This is a genomic window from Roseovarius sp. MBR-6 (genome assembly GCF_040547525.1).
GTDB lineage: Bacteria > Pseudomonadota > Alphaproteobacteria > Rhodobacterales > Rhodobacteraceae > Roseovarius.
This window is the reverse complement of the sequence record NZ_JBEPPW010000052.1, coordinates 1-4,423: the sequence shown is the minus strand read 5'-3', so window position 1 is coordinate 4,423 and position 4,423 is coordinate 1. Positions and strand designations below refer to the sequence as shown.

Here is a 4,423-nt window from a genome sequence, read left to right as displayed (position 1 = left end):
TCCGCGCCTCCGTCCAAATGTCTCTCAGGACCGATCTTGCCATGAAGAGGGCGGATCGCCGAGGAGAAACGTGATCATCCGGGATGGAGCACCTAGCTTTGTTTTCGCACTGTTAGCCTCGAAATTGCATCGAACATGGATTGCGACTGTTTGCGGACGAACAAGGACCGACTTCGCTTATTCCAACACCCTTGGCTGGAACACCTTCCCCGTCCCCAAACTGACCGAAAAAAACCGCGCCGACCTGACAGCGGCGGCGACCGGCATCCTTCTGGCCCGCGAGGCGCATTTCCCCGCCACCATCGCCGACCTGTACGACCCCGAAAAAATGCCCGCCAACCTGCGCGCCGCGCATGACCACAATGACGAGGTGCTGGAACGCATCTATATCGGCCGCCGCTTTCGCAACGATACCGAACGGCTGGAAAAACTGTTCGAGATGTATACGCGGATGACAACCAAGGGGGTCGCATGAGTTTTGCCCGCACGCCCGATGTGTGGTATACATGCGCATGATCCGCCCACAGGAGGCCACGATGACCAAACGCGCCACCAACCTGACCATCGACCCCGCCCTTCTGGACGAGGCGCGCGCGCTGCACATCAACCTCTCGGCCACGTTCGAGGCCAGCCTGCGCGACGCCGTGCGCGCCCGCAAGGCGGCCCAATGGCTGGAAGAAAACCGCGCCGCGATCCAAAGCTCGAACGAGTGGGTGGAAAAGCACGGGCTGCCGTTAGAGAAATACCGGCAGTTCTGATGGCGCAATACGATCTGTTCCCGAACCCTGCGGGCGGCGGCTATCTGCTGGATGTGCAAAACGATCTGCTGGAAGGGCTGAACGTGCGCGCGGTGGTGCCGCTTTTGCCACAGGGCCGCGCCCCGATCGCCGCCAGCCGCCTGAACCCGGTGTTCGAGATCGAGGGTGCTGTGCATCTGATGATGACGCAATACATCGCCGCCGTGCCGGTCGGCATTCTGAAAGCCCCGGTCGGGGATTTGTCCGCAAGGTTCGAGGCGATCACCTCCGCGCTCGACATGCTGTTTCACGGGTTTTGATCATGGCTCAGGTTCCATCCGTTTCTGTCAAATACGCCGCCAATGGCAGCTCGACCAAGTCGAACGAATTGGGCATGCGCGCAATGCAGGAACGCGCTTACGCCAAGCGCGGCGAGCAATACCTGCTGATCAAGTCACCCCCTGCCTCGGGCAAATCCCGCGCGCTGATGTTCATCGCGCTCGACAAGCTGCACAATCAGGGCCTGCGTCAGGCCATTGTGGTGGTGCCGGAAAAGTCCATCGGGGCGAGCTTCAACGACGAGCCGCTGAGCAAGCATGGCTTCTGGGCCGATTGGGAGGTTAAGCCGCAATGGAACCTGTGCAACGCGCCCGGTGGGGATGACGGCAAGGTTGGGGCCGTCGGCAAATTCCTGGCCAGCGACGACACGGTGCTGGTCTGCACCCACGCCACCTTTCGGTTTGCCGTGGACAAGTTCGGGATCGAGGCCTTCGATGATCGTCTGATCGCGGTCGACGAGTTCCACCACGTATCGGCCAACCCCGACAACAAGCTGGGCACGCATCTGGGGGCACTGGTTGCCCGCGACAAGGTGCATCTGGTGGCGATGACCGGATCATACTTCCGCGGCGACGCCGAGGCCGTTCTGTCGCCCGAGGACGAGGCGCGGTTCGACACGGTCACCTACACCTATTACGAGCAACTGAACGGCTACAGATACCTCAAGACGCTCGACATCGGGTATTTCTTCTATTCGGGGTCCTATGCGGATGACATCCTCAAGGTGCTGGACCCGACCGAGAAGACAATCCTGCACATCCCGAACGTGAACTCGCGCGAAAGCACCAAGGACAAACATCGTGAGGTTGAGCATATCATTGATGCTCTTGGTGTGTGGCAGGGCACCGACCCCGCCACCGGGTTTCAGCTGGTCAAGACGCCGGAGGGGCGTGTGCTGCGCATCGCGGATCTGGTGGATGATGAACCTGCCAAGCGGGACAAGGTTTCCGCCGCGCTGAAGGACCCGGCGCAGAAGATGAACCGCGATCATGTCGATATCATCATCGCCCTGGGGATGGCGAAGGAAGGGTTCGACTGGATCTGGTGCGAGCACGCCCTGACGGTCGGCTATCGCGCCAGCCTGACCGAGATCGTGCAGATCATCGGCCGCGCCACCCGTGATGCCGAGGGGAAGACGCGCGCCCGGTTCACCAATCTGATCGCCGAGCCTGATGCCGCAGCCGAGGCCGTGACCGAGGCGGTCAACGATACGCTGAAAGCGATCGCCGCGAGCCTGCTGATGGAGCAGGTGCTGGCCCCGCGTTTCAACTTCACGCCCAAGACCGTGAAAAGTGGCCCTGCCGAAGGGTTCAACTACGGCGAGGGCGGCTATGACCCCAACAAGGAGAACGTCGGCTTCAACGAGGCCACCGGGCAGTTCCAGATCGAGATCAAGGGTCTGGTCGAACCCAAGAGCAAGGAAGCCAAGCGCATCTGCCAGGAGGACCTCAACGAGGTGATCACCGCGTTCGTTCAGGACAAGACCACGATCGAGCGCGGCCTCTTCGATGAGGAATTGGTGCCAGAGGAACTCACGCAGGTCCGCATGGGCAAGATCGTTGGTGCAAGGTTCCCGGAGCTGGGCGCCGAGGATCAGGAAGCCGTGCGCCAGCATGCCGTGGCCGCGCTGAACCTGACCCAGAAGGCGAAAGAGATCGCGCTGTCGAACCGCGATGACACAGAAACGACCGGCAATACCGCCTTGATCGACGGGGTGCGCAAATTCGCAATGGATGTGCGCGAACTCGACATCGACCTGATTGATCGCATCAACCCGTTCGGCGAAGCCTATTCGATCCTGGCAAAGACGATGAGCGAGGAGAGCCTTCGACAGGTCCAGGCCGTGATCTCTGCGAAAAAGGTGCAACTGTCACCAGACGAGGCGCGCGCGCTGGCCAAACGTGCGGCGGCATTCAAGCAGGAACGCGGGCGATTGCCGTCGATCACATCGGCGGACCCATGGGAGAAGAAAATGGCCGAAGGGGTGGCGTACCTTATCCGCATGAAACAGGAGGCCGCGAATGGCTAACGGCTTCACAGATGAAGATGACGCCCTGCTGACCGAACTGGGCGTTGAGGTCGAGACGAAAAAGCAAATCTCCCGCACCCCGCGCGAAGAGCGGATCATCGCTGGGTTTGAAGAAATTCAGCGTTTTGTCGAGGAGCACGGCCACCGCCCGCAGCATGGCGAGGATCGCGATATCTTCGAGCGCCTCTATGCCGTCCGCCTCGACCGGATTGCCGAGTTACAGGAGTGCCGCGACCTGATTGAGCCTATGGATCATCAGGGACTGCTGAATGGCACGCTACTTTCGCAGGCCAATGATGCCGGGGTGATGGATGACGACGCGCTTTTGGACGCGCTCGGGATCGAGGTTGAAGCGCCAGCGATCACCGAACTGAAGCATGTCCGCTCGACGGCGGAGAAAAAAGCGGCGGATGAAATAGCGAACCGCGACCGCTGCGAGGATTTTGCGCGTTTCAAGCCGCTATTCGAGCAGGTGCAGAAGGAGCTGGACACCGGCTTGCGCGAGGCACGGAAATTCGAGCTGAAATCAGAAATCGAGCCCGGCCGTTTCTTTATCGTGGGTGGGCAGAAGGCCTATGTCGCCGAAATGGGGGAAATGAAGCTCACGGATCAGGGGCGCACAGATGCGCGGCTGCGGGTGATTTTCGACAACGGCACCGAAAGCAATATGCTGATGCGATCGCTGCAGCGTGCCCTGAACGCAGATGGCGACGCAGGGCGGCGCATATCCGAGCCCCATGCCGGTCCGCTTTTCTCTGATCGTACGATAGACGGGGATGAGGCCAGCGGCATCATCTATGTGCTCCGCAGAAAGTCCGATCATCCACTTGTTGCCGAAAACCGCGACCTCGTACACAAGATCGGCGTCACCAACATGAGCGTTGAAAAGCGGATCGCTGGCGCGCATCTTCAGCCGACGTTTCTCATGGCGAACGTGGAGGTGGTTGCAACATACGAGCTCTACAACATCAACCGGACCAAGCTGGAGAATCTGATCCATCGCATTTTCGAGCCCGCGCGGCTCGAGATCGAAATCATGGATCGCTTTGGTAGGCCTGTGATTCCGAGGGAGTGGTTTCTCGTGCCAATATTCGCGATCAAGGATGCGGTCGAGCGGATCAAGGACGGAACGATTTCGGGCTATGTCTATGACCCAAAACAGGCGCAATTGGTATCTGGCTCGTAGCTGGCGCATGGCAGTTGCCCCGAGCGAGATAACAGCATATACCCCTAACCTTCCAAAACACGAAAATCCTGGTGGGTTATGACGCGGAAATTGTCTGACACCTGTTCGCGGAATGTTTTCCATTCCCCTGAG

The 4,423-nt window shown here is 59.8% G+C and carries 5 protein-coding genes; all 5 read left to right on the top strand.

The window, feature by feature from the left end:
* A partial coding sequence (locus ABIE57_RS20275) for a type IIL restriction-modification enzyme MmeI (RefSeq protein WP_354540844.1) occupies window positions 1-475 on the top strand: 475 nt, incomplete at its 5' end.
* Between the two features lie 37 nt (window positions 476-512).
* Window positions 513-758 (top strand): type II toxin-antitoxin system CcdA family antitoxin, encoded by a 246-nt coding sequence (locus ABIE57_RS20270; RefSeq protein WP_354540843.1) that lies wholly within the window; start codon window positions 513-515, stop codon window positions 756-758.
* A complete protein-coding gene (locus ABIE57_RS20265; protein WP_354540842.1) occupies window positions 758-1,057 on the top strand; it encodes a CcdB family protein in 300 nt (99 codons plus the stop codon). The genes ABIE57_RS20270 and ABIE57_RS20265 overlap by 1 nt, the downstream gene beginning before the upstream one ends.
* Window positions 1,058-1,059: 2 nt before the next feature.
* The gene (locus ABIE57_RS20260) at window positions 1,060-3,105 is read left to right on the top strand and encodes a DEAD/DEAH box helicase (protein WP_354540841.1); all 2,046 of its coding nucleotides are present in this window, start codon (window positions 1,060-1,062) and stop codon (window positions 3,103-3,105) included.
* Window positions 3,098-4,291, top strand: a complete 1,194-nt coding sequence (locus tag ABIE57_RS20255; RefSeq protein ID WP_354540840.1) for a GIY-YIG nuclease family protein — start codon at window positions 3,098-3,100, stop codon at window positions 4,289-4,291. Before ABIE57_RS20260 ends, ABIE57_RS20255 begins: the two co-directional genes overlap by 8 nt.
* The last annotated feature ends 132 nt before the right edge of the window (window positions 4,292-4,423 follow it).